General features: G+C 72.2%; 16 protein-coding genes and 1 pseudogene. 7 read left to right on the plus strand and 10 right to left on the minus strand.

Going from position 1 to position 15,888, the window contains the following annotated elements:
• Positions 1–25 precede the first annotated feature (25 nt).
• On the minus strand, positions 26–238 hold the full coding sequence (locus tag AB0F18_RS03785) for a DUF4287 domain-containing protein (protein WP_362054694.1): 213 nt from the start codon (positions 236–238) through the stop codon (positions 26–28).
• Between the two features lie 48 nt (positions 239–286).
• The gene (locus AB0F18_RS03790; protein ID WP_362054697.1) at positions 287–832 is read right to left on the minus strand and encodes a dihydrofolate reductase family protein; all 546 of its coding nucleotides are present in this window, start codon (positions 830–832) and stop codon (positions 287–289) included.
• 248 nt (positions 833–1,080) lie between these two features.
• On the opposite strand from AB0F18_RS03790, the gene AB0F18_RS03795 reads away from it, so the two are divergent.
• Positions 1,081–1,629, plus strand: coding sequence for a flavoprotein (locus AB0F18_RS03795; RefSeq protein WP_362054700.1), 549 nt, complete (start codon positions 1,081–1,083; stop codon positions 1,627–1,629).
• A 214-nt stretch (positions 1,630–1,843) separates the two neighbouring features.
• On the opposite strand, the gene AB0F18_RS03800 is transcribed toward AB0F18_RS03795, so the two are convergent.
• Both AB0F18_RS03800 and AB0F18_RS03805 read right to left on the minus strand, forming a co-directional pair.
• Positions 1,844–2,350, minus strand: a complete 507-nt coding sequence (locus AB0F18_RS03800; protein WP_362054703.1) for a DinB family protein — start codon at positions 2,348–2,350, stop codon at positions 1,844–1,846.
• 503 nt (positions 2,351–2,853) lie between these two features.
• On the minus strand, positions 2,854–2,949 hold the full coding sequence (locus AB0F18_RS03805) for an epoxide hydrolase N-terminal domain-containing protein (RefSeq protein WP_362054751.1): 96 nt from the start codon (positions 2,947–2,949) through the stop codon (positions 2,854–2,856).
• A 14-nt stretch (positions 2,950–2,963) separates the two neighbouring features.
• On the opposite strand from AB0F18_RS03805, the pseudogene AB0F18_RS03810 reads away from it, so the two are divergent.
• Positions 2,964–3,053: pseudogene (locus AB0F18_RS03810) on the plus strand (hypothetical protein); the annotation flags it as partial.
• Between the two features lie 115 nt (positions 3,054–3,168).
• Here AB0F18_RS03810 and AB0F18_RS03815 read toward each other — a convergent pair.
• From AB0F18_RS03815 to AB0F18_RS03840, 6 genes are all read right to left on the minus strand, one after another.
• Positions 3,169–3,990, minus strand: a complete 822-nt coding sequence (locus AB0F18_RS03815) for an AfsR/SARP family transcriptional regulator (protein WP_362054706.1) — start codon at positions 3,988–3,990, stop codon at positions 3,169–3,171.
• Between the two features lie 1,485 nt (positions 3,991–5,475).
• The gene (locus AB0F18_RS03820) at positions 5,476–6,231 is read right to left on the minus strand and encodes a ScbR family autoregulator-binding transcription factor (RefSeq protein ID WP_362054709.1); all 756 of its coding nucleotides are present in this window, start codon (positions 6,229–6,231) and stop codon (positions 5,476–5,478) included.
• Between the two features lie 84 nt (positions 6,232–6,315).
• Positions 6,316–7,194 carry an AfsR/SARP family transcriptional regulator gene (locus AB0F18_RS03825; protein WP_362054712.1) on the minus strand — a complete coding sequence of 293 codons (879 nt, stop codon included), beginning with the start codon at positions 7,192–7,194 and terminating at the stop codon, positions 6,316–6,318.
• 238 nt (positions 7,195–7,432) lie between these two features.
• Positions 7,433–8,068 carry a ScbR family autoregulator-binding transcription factor gene (locus AB0F18_RS03830; RefSeq protein ID WP_362054715.1) on the minus strand — a complete coding sequence of 212 codons (636 nt, stop codon included), beginning with the start codon at positions 8,066–8,068 and terminating at the stop codon, positions 7,433–7,435.
• A 1,085-nt stretch (positions 8,069–9,153) separates the two neighbouring features.
• Entirely contained in the window at positions 9,154–9,897 is a 744-nt protein-coding gene (locus AB0F18_RS03835) for a TetR/AcrR family transcriptional regulator C-terminal domain-containing protein (protein WP_362054718.1), read from the minus strand.
• Positions 9,898–10,149: 252 nt separating this feature from the next.
• On the minus strand, positions 10,150–11,121 hold the full coding sequence (locus AB0F18_RS03840; RefSeq protein ID WP_362054721.1) for an NAD-dependent epimerase/dehydratase family protein: 972 nt from the start codon (positions 11,119–11,121) through the stop codon (positions 10,150–10,152).
• 271 nt (positions 11,122–11,392) lie between these two features.
• On the opposite strand from AB0F18_RS03840, the gene AB0F18_RS03845 reads away from it, so the two are divergent.
• The 5 genes from AB0F18_RS03845 to AB0F18_RS03865 all read left to right on the plus strand — a co-directional run.
• Positions 11,393–12,127 (plus strand): SDR family oxidoreductase, encoded by a 735-nt coding sequence (locus AB0F18_RS03845; RefSeq protein ID WP_362054724.1) that lies wholly within the window; start codon positions 11,393–11,395, stop codon positions 12,125–12,127.
• A gap of 242 nt (positions 12,128–12,369) precedes the next feature.
• On the plus strand, positions 12,370–13,038 hold the full coding sequence (locus tag AB0F18_RS03850) for a ScbR family autoregulator-binding transcription factor (protein WP_362054727.1): 669 nt from the start codon (positions 12,370–12,372) through the stop codon (positions 13,036–13,038).
• Between the two features lie 134 nt (positions 13,039–13,172).
• Complete coding sequence (locus AB0F18_RS03855; RefSeq protein ID WP_362054730.1) at positions 13,173–14,429, plus strand: ParA family protein; 1,257 nt, start codon at positions 13,173–13,175, stop codon at positions 14,427–14,429.
• Positions 14,426–15,340, plus strand: coding sequence for a ParB/RepB/Spo0J family partition protein (locus AB0F18_RS03860; RefSeq protein WP_362054733.1), 915 nt, complete (start codon positions 14,426–14,428; stop codon positions 15,338–15,340). The genes AB0F18_RS03855 and AB0F18_RS03860 overlap by 4 nt, the downstream gene beginning before the upstream one ends.
• A gap of 113 nt (positions 15,341–15,453) precedes the next feature.
• The coding region (locus AB0F18_RS03865; RefSeq protein ID WP_362054736.1) for a helix-turn-helix transcriptional regulator at positions 15,454–15,888 on the plus strand (435 nt) is incomplete at its 3' end.

Here is a 15,888-nt window from a genome sequence, read left to right on the forward strand (position 1 = left end):
GACGCTCGCCCGCATACGCGTCCGTCTACGCCGCCGGCTCTTCCGCGAGGGTGTGCGCGACGAGGGCGTCGGCGTGGCCGTGCCCGAGTCCGTGCTCGCTCTTGAGCCAGGCGACCAGTTCCATGTGCCTGGTCAGGGGAGAGGACCGGATGAGGTCCTTCCATTCCGCGACCGGACGGCCGTACTTCTTCTCGATGGAGGGGAAGTAGCTGGCGGGGCCCTTCACCGGCTCACTCATGTCGCAAGGCTCCTGATCTGTTCTGCGGGGGAGGCAAGGGACGGACGGTCAGAGGGCCGGCGCGTACGCGTGCACCTGCGCGCCGCTGTCGCCGAGGACGGTGGTGCCGACCGGCCGGAGGGTCTTCTCCGGCGATCCCGCACCGAACAGCCTGCGCCCGCCGCCGCGCACCACCGGCAGGGTCCACAGGCGCAGCTCGTCGAGGAGGTCGTGGGCGAGCAGGGTGTTGACGAGCTGTCCGCTGCCGTAGACGAGCAGGTCACCACCGTCGGCCTGCTTGAGCGCGGCGACCTCGGCGGCGATGTCACCGGTCAGGAAGGAGGCGTTCCACTCGGGGGTGTCGAGGGTGGACGTCGCGACGTACTTGGGCATCGCGTTCATCCTCTCGGTACCCGCGTCGGCGCCCTCGGCCCGCGCCATCCAGGCCGGTGCCATGGCGGCGTACGTCACCCGGCCCAGCAGCAGCGCGTCCGCGGCGGCGAGCTGCTCGCCGGCGAACTTCTCCGCCTCCGCGTTCCAGAACGGCATGGACCAGCTCGGGTCCTCGAAGACCCCGTCGACCGAGACGAACACGGAGGCGACGACCTTGCGCATGGTGATGCTCCCTCAGATGTATACGGCGTCCACATGCGAACAGCCCTGAGCCTACAACCAGATGTGTGCACTGTCCACATTCATGCGCCGCAGCCCATTCCCCGTTCACACACAGGTAGACCGGTCCCGGTCCGCGAACTCATCGCCACATCCGGGAAAGAACGGGGGACGGTGCCGGAACGGCCGCTTCGCGGATCTGTCGGACCCTCAGGACAGTCCGGGTCGGGGCATGTGATCCCATGATCCACATGACGAGGACTCTCTACCTGTTCTGCTCCGCCGCCCCGCCCGTCTTCGACGTGGCCCACGTGATCGAGGACGCCCAGTCGCGCGGCTGGGACGTGTGCGTGGGCCTGACCCCGACGGCGGCGCAGTGGGTGTCCGGGAGCCTCGACGGGCTCGCCGCCCTGACCGGCAACCCGGTGCGCTGGCAGTACGAGCTCCCCGGGGAGCCCGACGTGTGGCCGCCCGCGGACGCCGTGCTGTTCGCCCCCGCCACCTTCAACTCGGTCAACGCCTGGGCCCTCGGCCTCACCGACCGGTTCACCGTCGGGGTCGCCGCCGAGGCCCTCGGCAGGGGCATCCCGGTGGTCGCCATGCCCTGCACCAACGCGGCGCTCGCCGCGCACCCCCAGTTCGAGCAGTCCCTCGCCGTGCTGCGCGGCGCGGGCGCCGAGCTGCTCTTCGGCGAGGGCGGTTTCGTCCCCGGCCCGGCCGGCCCCGACGCCCCGCCGCACTTCCCGTGGCAGCTCGCCCTGGACGCGGTGGACCGCACCGCCGCCGAACGGCCCTCCTAGGGTCTGTCGTCAAAGTCCCGTCTGCCCCCCGACGCTCCCCCAGCTACCGCTGGGAGGTGCCCCCAGGCACGCACTCTCGCCGCACCGGGCGCAAGACCGAGTACACCCAGTACGAGGTCTTGCGCCCGGCGCACCGAGAGCACGCACCAGACGCCGCGGGGCCGCCCTCCGGGCGACGACGGGACTTTGACGACAGACCCTAGAGCCTGCTCCCCTACTCCCCCGTGACCCCGTCGATCGCCTCGCGCAGCAGGTCCGCGTGCCCGTTGTGCCGGGCGTACTCCTCGATCATGTGGGCCAGGATGTAGTGCAGCGAGTACGGCTGGTCGCCGAAGTACCCCCGCGCGTCGAGGGATTCGGCGGCCGCCACGATCTTCCGCGACCGCTCGCAGGTGTCCTCCCAGATCCGGAACGCCTCGGCCGGGTCCGCGTCCTCGACGTGGAACTCCGTCCACTCCCCGGCCTCGTTCTTCGGGAAGTACCCGCGCACGTCCTCCCCGCCCAGCACGTTGCGGAACCAGCCGCGCTCCACCTCCGCGAGGTGGCGCACGAGCCCCAGCAGGCTCAGCCCGGAGGGCGGGACGGCCTTGCGCCGCAGCTGCTCGTCGGTCAGGCCCGCGCACTTCATCCGCAGGGTGTCCCGCTGCCACTGCAGGACGCTGGTCAGGGTGGCCCGTTCGTCGCCCACCAGCTCGGGCGGGGTCCGCTGTTCGTCACTCATCGGCCGATGATCACACCGCCTCCGGCCCCCCGCCCGGCCATCCCACATACCGGACGCCCCACCCCACCACCGGCAGCCCTCCGGGGCCGGACCTTGGCATTGCACGAGCGCGGCCGGCCGCAGCACCCACAGCGGCCCGGCCACCGGCGCCGACACCCCGAAGGCCCCCACCCCCGCCGCCATGTGCGCACCCCAGCCGAATCGTTCAGCCCGAACACAAGGATCTGCGGCCGGGTCACCTGAATGTCGGCGTCCCCCTGCCGTTCCCTCACCCATACCCGGTACCGCTCCCGCTCGGCGGGGCCGAGCGCGGCCAGTTCCGCCGGCGTCGGCCGTACGTGTCATGGCCGAGCCCCTCCATCAGCACCCCGAAGGCCCGCCCGCTCCTCTTGAACTCCCAGCCGGGCTCGCTGGTCGGGCGGACGGCCCGAAGCCGGGGACGCTGGGCAGCACCACGCGGAACGCGTCGTCGACGGGGTCCCATCGCTCCGCACGGGGGTCGGTCAGCGGCGCGGCGGACGTTTCTGAAACTCCACGAAGGATCCGGGCCAGCCGTGCGTCATCAGCAGGAGCAGGGCGTCCGGTTCGGGGGAGCGCAGGGCCGCTGGGCGAGATGCGCGACTCGTGCGGCATTCGTAGGCGCGGGTACTGGCGCGAGGAGTACGACGGGCGGGCCGCCGAGGCCCAGCTGAACGCGTGGCCGCAGTACACGACCGTGATCGACGGCGCCCGGATCCACTTCGCGCACCCCGCCGCAGCCGGTCCGCGAGGCCGTCAAGCTCCTCCTACGGCACCGCGAACCTTCCCCGCTGCCATCCCTACGCGGCGTAGAGGTCGAAGGTCGACCCCCGCTTGGGCCCCGCCACGACGTCCAGCGCGGGGTCCACCTTCAGCATCGCCTGGTGCAGCCGCTGCAGCTGCGGCGAGGGCTCGACCCCCAGCTCCCCGATCAGCCGCCCGTGCAGCCGCCGGTACACGTCCAGCGCGGTCGCCTGCCGCCCGGACCGGTACAGGGCCACCATCAGCTGGGAGTGCAGCCCCTCGTGCTGCGGGTACCGCGCGGTCAGCTCGGTGAGTTCGGCGAGGAGTTCGGTGTGCCGCCCGAGCCGCAGGTCGGCGTCGATCCGCCGCTCGACGGCGCCGAGCCGGCTCTCCTCCAGCCGCATCACCTCGATTTCCAGGACCGGCCCCACCCGTACGTCGACCAGCGCGGGCCCCTGCCACAGCGCGAGCGCCCCGCGCAGCAGCGCCGCCGCGGCCTCGTCGTCACCGCCGTCGAAGGCGCTCTGTCCCCGGGCGACGAGGTCCTCGTACACGTTGACGTCGACGGCCCCGCGCGGCACCTGGAGCAGGTAACCGCCGTGCCGCGTCGTGAGGACCTCCTTGGCGGCTCCCGGCCGGCCGGCCCCCATGGCCGTGCCGAGCCGCCGGCGCAGCTGAAGGATGTACGTCTGCAGCGTGGTCGGCGCGCTGTTGGGCGGCTCCTGCCCCCAGATCTCCTCCATGAGGGTGGGCACCGGCATCACCTGCCCGGGATGCAGCGCGAGGAGGGCCAGGATCTGCCGCGGCTTGGACGCCGTCGGCACGATCGAGTCCCCGTCGACCTCGGCAGTCAGCGGACCCAAAACCTGAATCTTCACGATCTCCCCCTCCGTCAGTCGCCACCCAGCAGTCCCGGCCCACCCGGTCCCGCACCTTCCACCCGGCCAACCGCATCCCTCACGGCCCCACCAAGCCCACGCTCACAGCCCCGCCCAAGCCCGCTCTACACGGCCCCGGCCAGACCGACTCCTCACAGCCCCGCCCAAGCCCACTCTGCACGGCCCCAGCCAGACCCGCTCCCGCACCACCACGGCCGCACCGTTCCTCCCGCCCACAGCCGATCCGGCACCTCCCACCCCAACCAGGCACGCTCTGCACCGCCAGACCGGACCCACCAAACACGCTCTGCACGACCCCAGCCAGACCCGCACCTCACGTCCCCGACCAAGCCCGCACCCTCACCACCACGGCCGCACCGTTCCTCACACCCTCAACCGATCCGGCATTCCCGCCCCAACCAGGCACGCTCTGCACGTCCCCGACCAGGCACGTTCTGCACGAACCCGGCCAGACATGCTCCTCACGGCCCCGGCCAGACCCGCTCCCGCACCACCACGGCCGCACCGTTCCTCACGCCCACAGCCGATCCGGCATTCCCGCCCCAACCAGGCACGCTCTGCACGTCCCCGACCAGGCCCTACTGTTCGTCCCGGCCAAGGCCCCGTCCTCACAGCCCCGGCCAGACACGCTCCACAACCCCGACCAGGCCCACACCTCTCGCCCCGGCCAGGCACGTTCTGCACGGGCCGGGCCAGACCCCACTGTTCGTCCCGGCCAAGGCCCCTTCCTCACAGCCGCGGCCAGGCCCGCACCTCCCGCCCCGACCAGGCACGTTCTGCACGAACCCGGCCAGACACGCTCCTCACGGCCCCGGCCAGACCCGCACCCTCACCACCACGGCCGCACCGTTCCTCACGCCCACAGCCGATCCGGCACCTCCCGCCCCAACCGGGCACGTCCTGCACCGCCGGGGCCGGACCCGCCAGACGCGTTCTGCAGGACCCGGGCCGGACCCATACCTCCCGCCCCGCCCAAGGCCCATCCCTCAGAGCCCCGGCCAGGCCTGTACTTTCCGCCCCGACCAAGACCCGTCCCCCGCAGCCCCGGCCGAGCCCGTACCTTCCGCCCGGCCCAAGCCCGTTCCCCGCGCCCCATGCCGGACACCCCATGGCCGAGGGGTGCTTCCTCACAGCCGCCCACGGCACCGCACCGCACCTACACGACCCAGCCGAACCCGGTTCCCACACGGCCCCGCCAGGCCGGACCGGCCAGCCGGCCGGCCAGCGGAGGCCGGTCCGAAAGCCAGCTCCCTCCACGCCCGACCGGGACCGCCCCCGTCCTGACCGGGCCGGTTCCTCCACGACCCGGTCAGGACCGGTTGCTCCCCGCCCCGGCTGGGGCCCCCGCGACCAGCCGGACCCGTTCCTCCACGGCCCGGCCGACCCCGTCTCCCCTAAACCGGCGCACACGCACCAAACGCCGTAAGGCCGCCCCCCGGGCGCCAACGGACTCTGACGACACCCTTAGACCCCGCTCCCGAGGAACTCGTAACTCCGCTCCCCGTCCACCGCCCCACGCGTGTCACGCGTGTCACGCCCCCGCGTCCGGTACTCCCGCGCCCGCTCGGCGCCCACGAGGCTCGGCAGCAGCAGCCCCCACAGGGCCGCCACCTTCCGCTGGAGCTCCGCGTACGACAGCCCGGTCCCGGCCAGCACCTCGATCCCGCAGACGGCGGCAGCTACCAACGCCTCCGCGCTCTCCCACCGGTCGGCGACCGAACCCCCACCACCGGCGGCGTCCCCGGCGGCGCCGCCCACCGCACCCTCCAGCCCACTGACCGGCAGGTCCAACGGCAGCTCGCCCACGTCCCGCGCCATCCGCAGCAGTTCGCACACGGCCGCCAGCCACGCCCCGTGGAAGTCCACCGCGGTCGCCTGCTGCCCGGCGCACTCCTTGGTGATGCGGAAGCTCGCCGGGATCGCCGGATCCTCGTGCAGCGTCCGCGCCAGCCAGTGCGTGGTGTCGATCAGCGCTTGCAAGGGCGAGGCTCCGCCCTCGCGCAGCCCCCGGACGGCCTCGTGCAACAGCACGCACCCCCGCCGCTGGACGGCGTCCGCGAGCTCGTCCTTCGAGGCGAAGTGAAAGTACAGCGCCCCCTTCGTCACCCCGGCCGCACCCGCGATCTCACCGAGCGTCGCGTTGGCATATCCGTTGCGGTGGAACAACTCGGCCCCGGCGAAGACCAACCGCCTGCGGGTCCGCTCCGACCTTTCCTGCACCGCTCCGTCTCCTTCCGCCCCCGCTGCGTCCCTGCCCTTCCCCGGGCCGGCACCGCCCGCCTTCGGCCGGCACCAGCCGCGCGGTCAGGCCCGTACGAGCCGTTCGGCCCTCACACCCGCTCCGGCGACCGCGGCGGCGGCAGCGGTGACGGTGGCACCGGTGGCCGCCACGGGCGCCTGCTTGCCGACGCCGCCCTCCGGTCCCGCCATCAGGATCGACCGCTGGAGGCGGCGCAGCGCGGTCGACGGCTCCAGCCCCAGGTCGCGGACGAGCGTGGCGCGCAGCCGCTGGTACACGTCCAGCGCCTCGCCCCGGCGGCCCGAGCGGTGCAGCGCGAGCATGAACTGCCCGTGCAGGTTCTCGTGGGTGCGGTACCGGCTCACCAGCACCGTCAGCTCCGCCAGCAGCTCCCGGTGGCGGCCCAGCTTCAGGTCGGCCTCGATGCGCTGGTCGAGCGCGCACAGCCGGGTCTCCTCCAGCCGGCGCGTCTCCATGTCCAGCTGCACGCCGCCCTGTACGTCGGCGAAGGCAGGGCCCGACCACAGGGCGAGCGCCTCGCGCAGCCGCTGGGCGGCGACCGGGAAGTCCCCCGCGTCTATCGCCCGGTAGCCCATCCCGGCCAGCCGGTCGAACTCCCGTACGTCGCTGGTCCCGCCGCCGCTGTTGAGCAGGTAGCCACCGGGCAGCGTGACGAGCACGTCCTTCGCGGTGCGTTCCCCGTCGCCGCCCTCCAGGGCGGTCGCGATCAGCGCGCGCAGCTGGAGGACGTACGTCTGCAGAGTCGTGCGGGCACTGCGCGGGGGCATCGTCCCCCACAGCTCCTCGATCAGCGCCGACACCGGTACGACCTGGTCGGCGTGGAGGGCCAGGAGTGCCAGGACCTGCCGGGGCTTGGGGGCGGTGGGAGTGATGGAGATCCCGTTCTCCCGCACGGCGAGTGCGCCCAGTACATCGATGTCCACGTCGTACTCCCCTGTCCTTTGGATGAGTCGCAAGAGTCAGTAGAAAACAGGCCGGACGGTTTGTCAATGCGAAACCGGGCAGCCAGTTTCCCCCTTGGCGAGATCTCGACGCCGTACAGCAATCCCACTTGACCTGGGCTTTTATGGGCCAGACGCCCACCCACGACAGCGCGGAGCTCTTCAGCCGCCTCACAACAACAGCCATCTAACACCCTCAGAGGGCCAAAAATCAAACCAGTCAGTCTGTTTCCTGATCGGCGAATGCCTCGACGAGGACCGCAGCCGCCACCTCGTCGCTCGCGATCCCCGGCAGGACCACGGTCCAGATCCGGGTCAGAAGCTGTCGGGGGGCGCGTCCGGGCTCGACCCCTGCGAGCCCCTCCAGCCCGACCGTCAACGCCACCACCAGACGGGTCGCGTCCTGCGGGGACACCCCGTCGGCCAGCAGGCCCGCCCGCCCGGCGGCGGCCAGCAACTCCCCGGCCCGCAGCCTCAACCGCCCGCGCAGGTCCACCCGGCTGCTGTGCGCGGCGTCGGCGCTCAGCGCGAACGCGGCCCGTACGACGATGTCCTCGGCCAGCAGCGCCAGCACCGTGTACGAGGATCCGACCAGCACCCGCAACGGCCCGCCGGCTCCCTCGGGCTCCCCCTCCACCGCCGCTGCCTCACACAGCGTCCGCACGGCCCGTTCCTCGACGGCCAGGGCCAGCGAGGCCTTCCCGTCGAAGTGGAAGTGCAGGGCACCGGAGGTCACTCCGGCCCGCCGGCTGATCGCTGCGATCGACGCGGCGGTGAACCCCTTCTCGGCGAACACCTCCGCGGCAGCGCGCACCAGCGATTCCCGGGTGCGTGCCGCACGCTCCTGCTTGACCATGGGGGGCTCTCCACACCGCATCCGCCGCATCAGCGGTCCGCCCCGCACAAAGGGGTACGTGACATCCTGCGCCACAGTCGGGTCCCCCACCGGAGCCGGACCGGACTCCCACCGGAGCACCCCCACCCTCAGGGCATTAACGCCGTTAACGCCCTCCCATCAACGACCCGCACCCCCAGCCCGGCCCCTCCTACGACACACGGACACCCGCCTCCATCGTGCAGACCCCCCACGGACGCCCCACACGGCAACCCACCCCAACCGCCCCCCAGGCATTAACGCCGTTAACGCCCCTCCCACTAACGGCGCCAACACTCCACCCCAAGCCCCCCCACCCGACCCCTCCCCCGACGCACCACAACAGCCGGACACCCACCTCCCTGGGGCAGAACCCACCTGCCCACAACCCCCCACCGACACCCCGCACGACTCCCACACCAGCAGCCCGCAACAACCCACCCCCAAGCATTAACGCCGTTAATGCCCCTCCCATTAACGGCGTTAACACCCCCTCCACACCAAGCCCGCACCCCCCACCCACCACACCCGACCCCTCCCACGACACACCACAACAGCCGGGCACCCACCTCCCTCGGCCAGAGCCCACCTCCCCACGGGCGCCCCACACGACAACCCACCCCAACCGCCCCCACCAGCGGCCCTCAACAACCCCCACCCCCAAGGCATTAACGCCGTTAATGCCCCTCCCATTAACGGCGTTAACACCCCCTCCACACCAAGCCCGCACCCCCCACCCACCACACCCGACCCCTCCTACGACGCACCACAACAGCCGGACACCGCCTCCCTCGGGCAGATCCCACCTCCCCCCAACCCCCACCGGCGCCCCGCACAGCAGCCCACCCCCACCGACGCCCCGACAGCGCACCCCTCCCCGACCCGCACCCGCACCCGCACTGGCCCCGGCACACCAAAAAGGCGGTGACGCCAACCGCCACCGCCACGAACGACGTGAACTCCCCTGCCCCTGCCCCTGCCCCTGCCCCGGGCCCCCGGGCCCCCGGGCCCCGCAGCCCCGCAGCCCCGCAGCCCCGCAGCCCCGCAGCCCCGCAGCCCGCCCTACCTCAGGCCATCCCCCGCCGCTCCACCAGCAGCCCGACCCCGTCGAAGATCCGCTGCAGCCCGAACTCCAGCCCCTGCCCCTGCCCCTGCCCCCCGTGCCCCGCAACGGACCCCAACGCCGCCGCCACCGCCGGATACGCCTCCCCCCGCTCCCGCACCACCTCCGCGAGCACGGCCCCCAGCTCCTCGTCCACCCCGCCCGAGCCCCCCATGGCCCGCTCCTGCTCGGCGATCCCCCGCACGTGCCCGGTGACCAGCACCACCACATCCATGGCCTCGGCCCCGCTCAGCCCGCACCCCTCCAGCGCGGCCAGCGCCCGCTCCAGCCACCCGACCTCCCGAGGCCCCAACGCCCGCGCCCCCACGGTGGCGTCCAACAGCCACGGATGCGCCCGGTACCCGGCGAGCAGTTCCCGTGCCCACACCCCGAGCCCGCCCCGCCAGCCGCTCCCGGCCCCGGCCAACGCCGCGTCCAACCCCCCGGCGGGATCCGGGAGAGCCGCCTCCACCATCAGCGCGACGAGCTCCGCCTTGCCCGGCACGTACCGGTAGAGGGCCATCTTGGTGACCGACAGCTGCCCGGCCACCCGCTGCATGGACACCCCGCCGAGCCCCTCCGCATCGGCGATGCCCACTCCGGCCACCGCGATCTGCTCCAGGGTCAGCCCCCGCCGTGGCCCCCGGGCCGGAGTCACCGGCGGCCCCCACAACAACCGCACCGCCGCACCCCACTGCCCGTCCGCCACCGCCGGCTCCCCTCACCCACACCAAAATTGCGTCCACCGTACACAACACATTCCGCCACCCCCGGCCCCCAACGGGCACCCCCACGCCCCACGCCCCCGGCCCGCTCCAACAGCCAGGCAACCGACAGCCAGGCAGCAGGCAGCCAGACCGGCACCACGGGAAGGCCGGCACCACGGCAGACCGACACCACAGGCAGACCGGCACCACGGGCAGACCGACACCCGGGCAAGCCGCCCCACCAAACCCCCCGCTCACCCCCTCCCCAGGTACTCCCGATACCAACCCGCGTCCCCCTCCAGGCACGCCAACGCCCCCGGCCCCGGCGCGCACCCGGCGGCGTCCCAGATCGGCGCGCTGTCGTACCAGTGGTCCTGCGCAACCAACTTGAACTGGCTCGGGCCCACCCGGCACCCGGCCGCCGCCATGCGCTCCAGGCACTCGGCCTCGGAAAGGTCCCCGTCGACCGGCGCGAGCACACCCCGCTCGATGAGCGCCCCCACCAGCTCGGCGGCACGCACCGGCACGGGATGACTGGCATGCCAGACCGTCCCCCCGGCCGGACCGGCCCCTAGCGCGAGCCTGCCGATCAGCCGGGCGAGGTCACGCACCGCCACCACCGACAGCAGCGCCCGCCCCCCTTCCCACAGCGCCCCCGTGGCATCGAGGAGTTGCTCCAGCGCGGGAACCAGCCACCGGTCCCCGGCCCCGATCACCAGCCCGGGCCGGAGCACCACCGCCCCCGCCGCCAGCGCGGGCACCTCCCCCGCCAGCCGGGTGCGGCTTGCCGGGGACTGGGGCGCGGGGACGACGCCGTCCACGGCGATCCCCCGGTGAGGGCCACGGCCGTAGACGGCCGAGGTGGACAGGTGGACGATCCGCCGGACACCGGCCCGCCCCGCCTCCTCCATCAACGCCGCGGCTCCCCCGACGTTGACGGCTGCGCACTCCCCCTCGTCGGATCCGATCCGCGAGGCCAGGTGAAGAAGGACGTCCGCCCCCTCACAACTCCCGCGCAGCGATCCGGGGTCGGACAGGTCCGCCGGGAACCACTCGTCGGCCCGGGCCCGCCCGTCCGCCCCCGGGGCCCTGCGGCCCACTGCCCGCACGATCAGGCGCGGGGCCCCCGGCCCCGCCTCGTCCCGGATACGGGCGAGTTCGGCGAGTACCGCCGAACCTATGAAACCGGTGGCGCCAGTGATCACCAGCGTCTGCGGCTCGGCCATCAGGTAAGTCCCTCCCCAGGAAAACGCCGAACGGCCGCAATGTTATGTCTGGTCACCTCGGACCCCGGCCCACAGAACGGCGCTCACCTTGACCTCCTCACCCGCCTCGCAACCCGCACCCGCCCCCCGACAGAGCGAACCCGCACCCACCCCCCAGCAGCACGAAGACAGCGAACCCACACCCACCCCCCAACAACACAAGAACAGCCAACCGGCAGTGCCACCCCCCACCGGAACCACCCGCGGACCGCTGTCCGGAAAGACAGCCCTGGTGACCGGCGCGAGCCGCGGCATCGGCCGCGGCATAGCCGAGCGGCTGGCGGCCGACGGCGCCCTCGTGGCCGTCCACCACGCACGCAACGTCGAAGCCGCCGCCGAGGTCGTGGACTCGATCCGCGCCACCGGAGGCGACGCCTTCCCCCTCCGGACCGAACTCGGCGTCCCCGGCGACGCCCAGGCCCTCTACTCCGCTTTCGACGCCGAACTCCTCCGGCGGGGCATCGAGCCCCGGCTCGACATCCTCGTCAACAACGCCGCGGTCAGCGGCTCGGCGCGGATCCACGAGGTCACACCGGAGCTGGTGGACAGGATCTTCTCGGTCAACGTCACGGCGCTCCTCTTCGTCACCCAGGAGGGCCTGACCCGCATGCCGGACGGCGGCCGGATCATCAACCTCTCCTCGGCCATCACGCGCATGTCCTACCCGGAGTCCGTCGTGTATTCCATGAGCAAGGGGGCGGTCAACACCCTGACCCTCGCCCTCGCCAAGGAGCTCGGCCCCCGGGGCATCACCGTGAACGCGGTCGCCCCCGGGTTCACCGCGACCGACATGAACGCGAAGCTCCGCACCACGCCCGAGGGGGTGGCACGGCTGGCCGGCCTGTCCGTCTTCGACCGCATCGGCAACCCCTCCGACATCGCCGGCCTGGTGGCCTTCCTCGCCTCACCTGACTCCCTGTGGGTCACGGGCCAGCGTCTCGACGCCTCGGGCGGCATGCACCTCTAGCCCGGCACCGTTAACGCCGTTAACGCCGAACACCATTAACGGCGTTAACACCCCACCAGCCACCCACCCCACCCCACCGCCACCCCACCCCTTCCAAAAAGCAACACCCAAACCCCCACCTCCCACCCCAAACCACCATCTACTAAGCTCCTTAAAAGTACTGGTCGACTGGTTTTCTTTCTCCTCCTCCCACTAGATTGATCTTCGATACCCCCGGACGAAACAGACATCAGGAGACACACGTGGCGAGGGTCAGACAGGTACGGGCTGAGATCACCCGGCAGGCGATCCTCGACGGCGCGGCCATCGCCTTCGACCACGCGGGCTTCGGCGGCACCAGCCTCAGCGACGTGGTCAAGCACGCCGGAGTCACCAAGGGCGCCCTGTACTTCCACTTCCCGTCCAAGGAGGCGCTCGCCCGCACCCTGGTGGAGGAGCAGTTCCAGGTATCCGAGGGCGTCCCCTCCCTGGAGGCCCCGGGCCTCCAGACCGTCATCGACCTCACCCACCGGATGGCGTTCGGGCTGCGCACCAACGTCCGCATCCGCGCCGGGATCCGCCTGGTCGTCGAGTTCGGCTCGTTCACGGACCCGGACCCCTCCCCCTACAACGCCTGGATCGAGACCTGCCGCATCTGTCTGACGCCGGCCCAGGAACGCGGCGACGTCCTGCCCTCGGTCGACGTGCGCGAGCTCTCGACCTTCCTCGTCGGCTCCTTCACCGGCGTCCAGGTCACCTCGCACGTCCGCACCGACCGCGAGGACCTGCACGCCCGGATCGTCGACCTCTGGACCTTCCTCCTCCCGGGGATCGTGCCCCCCGACCGCCTCGCCCTCTTCGACCCGGCGGGCTCGGCGGCCTGCCGCAGGGAACTCGAACTGCCCACCGCCCCGCCCGTCCCCGTCTCCTGACACCTCCTCCAGGGCGGTCCCGCGCACCCGCGGGGCCGCCTTTTCCCATGTCCGGGGCCCTCCCCACCCATTTCGTTAGCAAAACCCAAGCGTGGCGCCCACGCAGACCCAAGAACGTTAGTAAAGTCCCTCCCATGACTTCGCCCTCGTCCCAGAACGACCGAGAGAAGGTCGTCTCCAAACTCCCCCCGTGGCTCCGCCAGGAATTGAAGATCCGCACCGCCCAGCTGCGGGTCGACATCCAGGACGCCGTCCACCAGGGCATCGCGCACTGGAGCGCCCTCGCCTCCGCCCCCTCCCCCGTCGACACCTCCGGCGCCGAGTCCTTCTCGACGTGGCTGCCCGCCGGCCAGTGGGAGTCCTTCCGCACCGACTCCAAGGACCGCGGCGTCTCCCTCATCCAGGGTCTCGCCCAAGCGGTGCACCTCTGGCTGGAGATGAACCCGGCGCCCACGGTCAAGCGCCCCTCCGTCGTCCGCCGCATCGTCGTGTGCAACCAGAAGGGCGGCGTCGGCAAGACCGCCATCACCGCCGGCACCGCCGAGGCCCTCGCCGAGGACCCCTCGGCCCTGCACCCGGTCCGCGTCGCCCGCCAACTGGCCCGCCGCGCCACTCCCGAGGAAGCGGACGGCACCCACTCCACCACCCCCCTGGACCTCGAAGACCTCCCGGGCCTGGGCATGCGCGTCCTGCTCGTCGACTTCGACCCCCAGGGCCACCTCACCAAGCAGCTCGGCCAGCAGCCGCTCCCCATCGGCGGCGACAGCCTCACCTGCCACATGGCCGGCGAGGCCAAGGGCCCCCTCCAGGACCTGATCGCCCCCATCGAGCACGACCGCTTCGGGGACCGCCTCCACCTCCTGCCCGCCTGCACGGACGCCTTCCTCCTCGACGTCCGCCTCTCCACCGTCCGCGCCCGCGAGGCCGCCCTCGAACGCGCCCTCGCCCCCGTCGAGTCCGACTACGACGTCATCCTCATCGACTGCCCGCCCAGCCTCGGCCTGAGCATGGACGCGGCGATCTACTACGGCCGCCGCCGCGACGCCGAACAGCCGGGCGCCTCCGGCGCGCTGATCGTGGTCCAGGCGGAGGACTCCTCGGCCGACGCCTACGACCTCCTCACCTCGCAGATCAACGACCTGCGCGACGACCTCAGCCTGGACATCGACTACCTCGGCCTGGTCGTGAACCTCTACGACGGCCGCCGCGGCTACATCGCGACCAGCTCTCTCCAGGCCTGGATGGACATAAAGGATCCCCGGGTCGTCGCGATCGTCCCCGACCTCAAGGAACAGCGCGAGTCCGTCCGCCTGAAGCAGCCCCTCTTCGTCTACGCCCCCAACGGCGACCAGGCCGTCGCCCTGCGCGCCCTCGCCCGGGAGATCTCATGAGCAGCAAGGCCGACAAGCTCGGTGTCTCGGCGTCCTTCGCACGGGCCCAGCCCGTCAGCGTCAGCTCCCGCCGCGCCGCCATCGCCGAAGCCACGGGCGCCCCCACCTCCGGGGTCGTCCCGCCCTCCGAGGTCCCCATCGAGGCCCTGGCCCACAACCCGTTCAACCTCCGCGAGGACCTCACCGACCTCGACGAGCTGGCCCAGTCCCTCACCTCAAGGGGCCAGCTCCAGCCCCTGGCGGTCGCGACCCGCATGGCCTTCATGGAGGCCCACCCGGGTGCCACCGACGGCCTCGGCCGCGCCCCGTACGTGGTCATCGACGGCAACCGCCGCCTCGCGGCCGCCCAACTGGCCGGGCTCAGGACGATGCACATCCACGTCAACGACGCCCTGTCCGCCTCGGCCGCCGACATCCTCGAATCGGCGCTCATCGCCAACGTCCACCGGGTCGACGTGGCCCCCATGGACCAGGCCCGCGCCCTCCAGGAACTCGTCGACGTCCACGGCTCCCAGGCCCAGGTGGCCAAGCGGATCGGCAAGACCCCGGCCTGGGTCTCCCAGCGCCTGACCCTCCTCAACCTGACGCCCGACCTCCAGGAGAAGGTGGAGACGGGCGAGCTGAAGGTCGAGCCGGCCCGCCGCATCGGCCGTCTCCCCCAGGAGGACCAGGCGGCGGCCGCCACCGAGAGCATTAACGCCGTTAACCCCCCGCGCCAGCGCACCCGCCCGGCACCCCAGACCGTTAACGCCGTTAACGCCCCCACGCCCAGCTCCACCCCCACTCCCCAGCCCACCCCCCGCATCACGATCTCCGCCCAGTCCCCGGAGACCATCGCGGACGCCCTCACCGCCCACCTCACCCCGGACGACCTCAAGGCCGTCACGGAGCTCCTGATGCAGCGCATCTGAGCCGGGCAGCACGCACGTCGGGGGCGCTGACGGCATTAACGCCGTTAACGCCCCACGTGTGTTTCATGTGCGTTCAACCGTGCGGTTCACATAGGGTGCTCCTGGAGGTAGCAATGAGCGAGACGAACGAACAGACCACCCTCTTCGCAGCGGTCGACGCCCTGCTCGAAGAAGCAGCGGCCAAGGACGGGCTCCCCGCCCCCGACGAACGCAAGCGCCTGCGCGAGGCCGCCGGCCTGAGCCAGGACCAGATCGCCAAGGCCCTCTCCGTCCGCCGCGAGACCGTCACCTCCTGGGAGACCGGCCGCACGGCCCCCCGTCCCCCCAAGCGCGCGGCCTACGCCCGCCTCCTGGAAGGCCTCGCCTCCCTCCACCCCCTCCCGAACACCCTTAACGCCGTTAACACGCCCCCACCCGCACCCCTTAACGCCGTTAACACCGCCCCCTCCACCCCACCCACCACCGTTAACGCCCCCACCCCACCCACCCCCATTAACGCCGTTAACGCCCCCACCCCCTCCTCCCCCACCCCCCAGCCCCCCGTCAAC

This window comes from Streptomyces sp. NPDC029216, from assembly GCF_040648015.1.
Classification (GTDB): domain Bacteria; phylum Actinomycetota; class Actinomycetes; order Streptomycetales; family Streptomycetaceae; genus Streptomyces.

What these genes read in the sequence shown, in the direction of transcription:
- AB0F18_RS03860 (WP_362054733.1), top strand. Translation starts at nt 14,426, where the DNA reads ATGAGCAGCAAGGCCGACAAGCTCGGTGTCTCGGCGTCCTTCGCACGG.
- AB0F18_RS03830 (WP_362054715.1), bottom strand. Translation starts at nt 8,068, where the DNA reads ATGGTCAAGCAGGAGCGTGCGGCACGCACCCGGGAATCGCTGGTGCGC.
- AB0F18_RS03800 (WP_362054703.1), bottom strand. Translation starts at nt 2,350, where the DNA reads ATGAGTGACGAACAGCGGACCCCGCCCGAGCTGGTGGGCGACGAACGG.
- AB0F18_RS03795 (WP_362054700.1), top strand. Translation starts at nt 1,081, where the DNA reads ATGACGAGGACTCTCTACCTGTTCTGCTCCGCCGCCCCGCCCGTCTTC.
- AB0F18_RS03785 (WP_362054694.1), bottom strand. Translation starts at nt 238, where the DNA reads ATGAGTGAGCCGGTGAAGGGCCCCGCCAGCTACTTCCCCTCCATCGAG.
- AB0F18_RS03790 (WP_362054697.1), bottom strand. Translation starts at nt 832, where the DNA reads ATGCGCAAGGTCGTCGCCTCCGTGTTCGTCTCGGTCGACGGGGTCTTC.
- AB0F18_RS03855 (WP_362054730.1), top strand. Translation starts at nt 13,173, where the DNA reads ATGACTTCGCCCTCGTCCCAGAACGACCGAGAGAAGGTCGTCTCCAAA.
- AB0F18_RS03840 (WP_362054721.1), bottom strand. Translation starts at nt 11,121, where the DNA reads ATGGCCGAGCCGCAGACGCTGGTGATCACTGGCGCCACCGGTTTCATA.